Annotated in this window: 7 protein-coding genes and 1 pseudogene; 2 read left to right on the top strand and 6 right to left on the bottom strand. The window is 44.3% G+C overall.

What is annotated here, in order from left to right; genetic code table 11:
• The coding region (locus A5N85_RS17775; protein WP_211268177.1) for a transposase at nucleotides 1–284 on the top strand (284 nt) is incomplete at its 5' end.
• Between the two features lie 173 nt (nucleotides 285–457).
• Here A5N85_RS17775 and A5N85_RS10905 read toward each other — a convergent pair.
• The 6 genes and pseudogenes from A5N85_RS10905 to A5N85_RS16675 form a co-directional block, all read right to left on the bottom strand.
• Entirely contained in the window at nucleotides 458–949 is a 492-nt protein-coding gene (locus A5N85_RS10905; protein WP_072577249.1) for a glycine zipper 2TM domain-containing protein, read from the bottom strand.
• Between the two features lie 386 nt (nucleotides 950–1,335).
• The gene (gene hisH / locus A5N85_RS10900) at nucleotides 1,336–1,965 is read right to left on the bottom strand and encodes an imidazole glycerol phosphate synthase subunit HisH (protein WP_072577248.1); all 630 of its coding nucleotides are present in this window, start codon (nucleotides 1,963–1,965) and stop codon (nucleotides 1,336–1,338) included.
• 1 nt (nucleotide 1,966) lies between these two features.
• Nucleotides 1,967–3,262 (bottom strand): TRAP transporter large permease, encoded by a 1,296-nt coding sequence (locus A5N85_RS10895; protein WP_072577247.1) that lies wholly within the window; start codon nucleotides 3,260–3,262, stop codon nucleotides 1,967–1,969.
• Entirely contained in the window at nucleotides 3,259–3,432 is a 174-nt protein-coding gene (locus A5N85_RS17055; protein WP_211268176.1) for a TRAP transporter small permease subunit, read from the bottom strand. The genes A5N85_RS10895 and A5N85_RS17055 overlap by 4 nt, the downstream gene beginning before the upstream one ends.
• Nucleotides 3,423–3,755 carry a TRAP transporter small permease gene (locus tag A5N85_RS10890; protein WP_211268175.1) on the bottom strand — a complete coding sequence of 111 codons (333 nt, stop codon included), beginning with the start codon at nucleotides 3,753–3,755 and terminating at the stop codon, nucleotides 3,423–3,425. The genes A5N85_RS17055 and A5N85_RS10890 overlap by 10 nt, the downstream gene beginning before the upstream one ends.
• Before the next feature lie 167 nt (nucleotides 3,756–3,922).
• A pseudogene (locus tag A5N85_RS16675) lies at nucleotides 3,923–4,747 on the bottom strand (DctP family TRAP transporter solute-binding subunit).
• Here A5N85_RS16675 and A5N85_RS10875 point away from each other — a divergent pair.
• Nucleotides 4,746–5,034 (top strand): IS630 transposase-related protein (locus tag A5N85_RS10875; protein WP_072577244.1); only part of this gene is annotated, 289 nt, incomplete at its 3' end. The pseudogene A5N85_RS16675 and the gene A5N85_RS10875 sit on opposite strands and share 2 nt — an antisense overlap.

Below are 5,034 nucleotides of genomic sequence, written 5' to 3'. Positions count from 1 at the left end.
AGGACAATGCCGCTTTTCATAAACGCAGTGATATTCAAGCAATCATTGAAGAGCATGGGCATGAAATAGTTTGGTTACCCCCTTATAGTCCAGACTTAAATCCCATTGAAAAGATGTGGGCTTGGATTAAGCAAATAGCAAAGAATGGCGGATGGATTGTATTGATACTTTATTCTTTTATCTGCTTTGGATTGGGTTGGGTTTTAGATGATTGCACTATAGTCAAAGGCGAAAAAATATGGCTGCAATTTAGTGCAGTAGTAAAAATAAGGGTAGTGGTTTGAAAAGTATGCTGAAATATTATCAAATGATCCAATGGTAGTTAAATCTTTAAATATCAATATATTAAAAGAAGTGTTTTTTGTAAGAGTATGTTTAGCATACTTTTCAAACCACTACCAAAATAAGTTTTATTTAGCTTATATGTTTTCACCGTATTCGGAGGGGATGACAGTATTTATAAAGGAGCAGGACCTGCTGATGGGCGCCATGGTTGGCTACGATAGGCATCTTCGGTGTAACGGTAGTCTTGAACCAGTCCGTTGTGCAGAGAGATATCAACTTCTAGCGTGCGTTGGTTATGACGGGTAACAACAGCATTACTGGCTACTGCGCCACCAGCAGCGCCGCCAATCATAGTGGCAACGGCTTGTCCTGAACCTCCACCAACTTGGTGTCCTAATGCTGCCCCAGCAACAGTACCAAGTAAGCCGATAATAGGGCGCTTGATTTCATCGCTTTGGTTGTATTGGTAAACGAGTGTGCGAATGCCGCGTTGTAAGTTGGTATGCATGGCAACGGGCTCGCCAAAGGTAGCGCGGATTTGTTGTTCTGTAGTGCCGTTTCTTTGGATTTGTTGAATGGTTGCGGTGTTGAGTGCTTGTCCGCTTTGGCAACCGGTTAGGATGGCAGTGCTTAGTAAGCAGCTAAGTAAAATGTGATGTTTCATGTTAGTCCTTTTTGATAAAAATTAGACGATGAGGCCTTTACAAAATCCCTAAAAATAGAGAAATTTCAATTTTTCAAATTTTGAAAATATATTAAAATCATGGTGTTAATTTTTCTACTAGTAGCAACAATTAGTGTAAAACGGAATTTTGCAAAGGTTTCACGATGTTCTTTTAGCAGATTTTGAGGGATATAGCCAACTTCCCATATCAAAAAATACCGTATGTATTTTTTGGGAGTCTTGCTATATTCCAAAATGTTCAAGGTAAGCAATGCGTTGCCGTTGTTTTGTTTAGAATATGCAAGTGTTTTTAGCCATCAAAATGGTCTATAAGTTTTTCCGTTTTATCTGCTAAAGAGACGGTTATTCGTCTTTATATCACAATTTTAGGGCTGCCAATGTACAAAGTTGGAAAGGAATTGTAATCCGACGTTAGCTGATTTTTCTGGGTGTGCTTGAAGCCCTGCGATGTTTTCATGTGCGATAGCCGCAGGGAAAGTCGCGCCATAGTTGGTTTCGCCGATGGTATGTGGATTGGCGGTTAGATGGTAGCTGTGAACATAGTAAAAGTAGCTGCTATTAGGGATGTTCGCCCATAGGGGATGAGCGCTGGTTTGTTCGATGGTATTCCATCCCATGTGCGGAATTTTTAGTTTTTCTTCGGTGGGCGTGGTCTGTGGGTTAAATCGGGTTACTTGGATATCGGGAAAGAGGTTTAGTCCGCTGACGCCATTGTTTTCTTCGCTATAGGCACACATGAGTTGGGGGCCAATGCAAATGCCGAGAAAGGGTTTTTCTTTTGCGGCGCGGATAAGTGCTTCTTCGATGTCTTGTTGACGGATGTTATCCATGCAGCCTTTGATGGCGCCTTGTCCGGGTAGAAGGATGCGGTCAGCCGCTTGGATGTCTTTCGCAGTGGTAGCGATGATTAGGTCGGCGGTAGGGGCAACGTGTTGCATGGCTTTATAGACGCTGTGGAGGTTGCCCATTCCGTAATCAATTATGGCAATTTTCATATTATCCCATCATAACGATTGCAAAAAGTCCCACTCCGCTCAGGAATAGGAATGGTAGTGCGGCAGTCGCAATTTTTTCTAAGGAAAGTCCTGTGATGTTTGCCGCAACGAATAGGTTGATGCCAACAGGTGGCGTAAATAGTCCGATGGCTAAGGTTACCATTTGATAGACGCCAAACCAAACCATATTCCAACCTAATTCGCGCGCAACAGGCAGGAAAATCGGTAAGGCGATGAACATAATGGTGATGGCATCCATAAATATTCCAGCAATTAGCAGGATTAGGGTCATGATAAATAGGATAAAGTTGGGAGAGCTTGAAAGGGTGAGTAGTCCCTCAGAGTAATGCCCAACGATATCGTTTACGGTAACGACCCAACCAAATAAGCTAGCGAATATGACAACGAGCATCACAACGGCAGAAGAGCGTGCTGATTCTATTAAAATGGCGCAAAGGGTTTTAGGCGTCAGGGTGCGATAGATAAAGAAACCAACTAACATGGCATAAACGGCTGCGACGATAGCAGCTTCTGTCGGAGTAAAAACGCTACGGTAAATGCCGCCTAAGATAATGGCAGGCGTGAGTAGTCCCCAAAAGGCTTGCATGAAGGTTTTGATTACGCGTTTGCCCCATGAAAGTTCTGCATAGGGGGTGGGAGAAAGTTCGGCAAGTGCTTGTGCTTTGGTATGGCGACGTTGTTTTGCCGCAAAAATCAGGGCAATTAGCATCATAATGCCCATGATAATGCCTGGAATGATGGCAGCGATAAAGAGTTGTCCAATATTGACTTCTGCAATTACGCCATAGATAACGAGTCCAATGGAAGGTGGAATAACGATAGATAAGGCTGCACCAGTGCAAACAAGCGCTGCTGACAAGGCTTTGGAATAGCCATCTGCTTCCATCCCGCGCATAATCATTGGTCCAATGGCTGTAACAGAGGCTGGACCAGAGCCAGAAACCGCGCCCCAAAAGAGGCTAACAACGACACCCACAACGCCCATCCCACCAGGAAGTCCGCTAATTAAGGCGCGAAAAAAGGCAATCATTCGATCCGCCATGCCGACGCGTCCCATCAGTACACCGGCTAAGATAAAAAAAGGAATGGCGAGTAATGAGAATTTTCCAGCACCGCTGACGATAAGGTCGCCAACCATATCTAATCCAAAATCCATTGCCCACATGGCATAGAGTGAAGCAACACCGAGTGAAAAGGCAACGGGAACGCGTAGGATAAGCAGGATGGCAAATAGGATGAGCATTTGGGTTCCCGCTTCTAAGCCAAATAGTGTCATGAGGGTTCTCCTATTTTTGGCATAGGGGGATGTCGCAAAATGTCTTTGGTATGCTCTAACACGCGGATGGCGATAAGTAAAAAGCCAAAGGGAAGTATGGCGGAGTAATACCAAAGGGGAATTTGTAAGCTAGAGGAAACGATACCGCTGGTTTTTTGTTCTAGCGCCATTTTTCCACAATACCAAGCGGCGGCAAGTAGTAGGATGGGCTAACCAGTGCGGAAAAGACTCTAACGATTTGTAGCCATTTGATAGATAGAAAGTCGCTAAAGAAGGTAACGGCGAGATGTTCTCTGCGTCGAGCAGCAAGTGCTGCCCCAAAGATGGTGAGCAATAGAAAGCCTTGTAGGAGCAGTTCTTCTGTTGAGGCAAAGGCGTAGCTAGTGAGGTAACGGACGCAGACGTTAATAAAGCCTAAGGCAGTAATACCTATAAAGATAAGGATACATAGCCAAGCTTCTATGTCTTGCCAAAAGTGCCGGAGCAGTTTCATGATTGCCTCATTGATGTAGGATGATGCTTGTTTATTATTTGTGGATAAGAGAAAAGCGCTATAGCTAAATATGGTTAACGGCTGTCAGACCTTGCGCCGCTGACGGCGTGTTGTCTTGTTTGCCCAATCTATTTAGCTATCAATTGTCGCGCAAATTAAGCGTTCAACTACTGCTGAATGGCTTCTTGGAAAATTTTGACCACTTCAGGATCAGCTTTTTCTGCCCATTTATCGAATGCGGCTTTGGTTTTTTCGCGGAATTGCGCCATTTCAGCTTCTGTTGGCTGATAGATTTCCATGCCTTCGGCTTTGAGCTTTTCTAAGCCTTCTGCGGTCATTTCACGGGTGAGATTTTTTTGATAAACCATTGCATCTTGTGCGGCTTTTAGGATTTTTTCTCGTGTGGCTTCATCCCATTTGTTCCACTTTTTCTCACTTACGGCGAGGAAAATCGGGTCATAGGAGTAGTGTCATTCGGTGAGGTATTTTTGCATTTCGTGTAAGCGTTGTGCCGTTAGAATCGGAACGGGATTTTCTTGTCCATCGACAACATGTTGTTGGAGTGCCGATAAGGTTTCTGCCCATTGCATTTGTTGAGGGTTAGCGCCAAGCTCTGAGAGTACGTCAATATACATCGGACCTGCAACGCGGATTTTTAGTCCTTTAAGGTCATCGGGGCTTTTAACGGGACGTTTGCTATTGGTGAGCTCGCGGAAACCGTTTTCTCCCCAAGCTAAGACCACAATGCCTTTTTTGGCAAGAATTTCTGCTATTTTTTCAGCAGATTTGCCTTGGGTTGTCGCGTCAACATCTTTGTAGTCACGGTAGAGATACGGCAGGGAGAATACCGCCATTTCTGGAACAAGTGGGGTAACGTTAATGGCGGAAGTCAGCATAAAGTCGATATTGCCACATCCAACCATATCGGGCTGCTTGAGTTGATCGCCACCAGTGAGTTGTGCATTAGGGAAAACAAACTGAGCATATCTTATGACCTACTGCAGCCAATTCCGACAGAAAATTCTTAACGATATTGCTAATGGAGAAACTTGGCGCGCTGTTGCAAAGCGCTACAAGATCAGCAAATTCACCGTCTATAGCTGGATTAAAAATCCCCATCCTAAAGGCTTTACTGAGCGTAAGCCCTCAAAGATTGATGATGAAGCCTTGCTTAAGGATATTGAGCAGTATCCCGATGATTACCAATGGGAAAGAGCTAGACGTTTTAATTGCTCGCAATCAGCGATTTGTTATGCTCTAAAGCGACTAAAGATAACGC

Source organism: Suttonella ornithocola, assembly GCF_001889065.1.
Taxonomy (GTDB): Bacteria; Pseudomonadota; Gammaproteobacteria; order Cardiobacteriales; family Cardiobacteriaceae; genus Suttonella_A; species Suttonella_A ornithocola.
Note: the sequence above shows the minus strand (reverse complement) of the source record. Positions and strands in the feature narration are given on the sequence as shown.

Bases quoted from the DNA above. Each gene is read 5' to 3' on its own strand.
- hisH (WP_072577248.1), bottom strand. From the start codon at position 1,965: ATGAAAATTGCCATAATTGATTACGGAATGGGCAACCTCCACAGCGTC.
- A5N85_RS10890 (WP_211268175.1), bottom strand. From the start codon at position 3,755: ATGAAACTGCTCCGGCACTTTTGGCAAGACATAGAAGCTTGGCTATGT.
- A5N85_RS10895 (WP_072577247.1), bottom strand. From the start codon at position 3,262: ATGACACTATTTGGCTTAGAAGCGGGAACCCAAATGCTCATCCTATTT.
- A5N85_RS10905 (WP_072577249.1), bottom strand. From the start codon at position 949: ATGAAACATCACATTTTACTTAGCTGCTTACTAAGCACTGCCATCCTA.
- A5N85_RS17055 (WP_211268176.1), bottom strand. From the start codon at position 3,432: ATGGCGCTAGAACAAAAAACCAGCGGTATCGTTTCCTCTAGCTTACAA.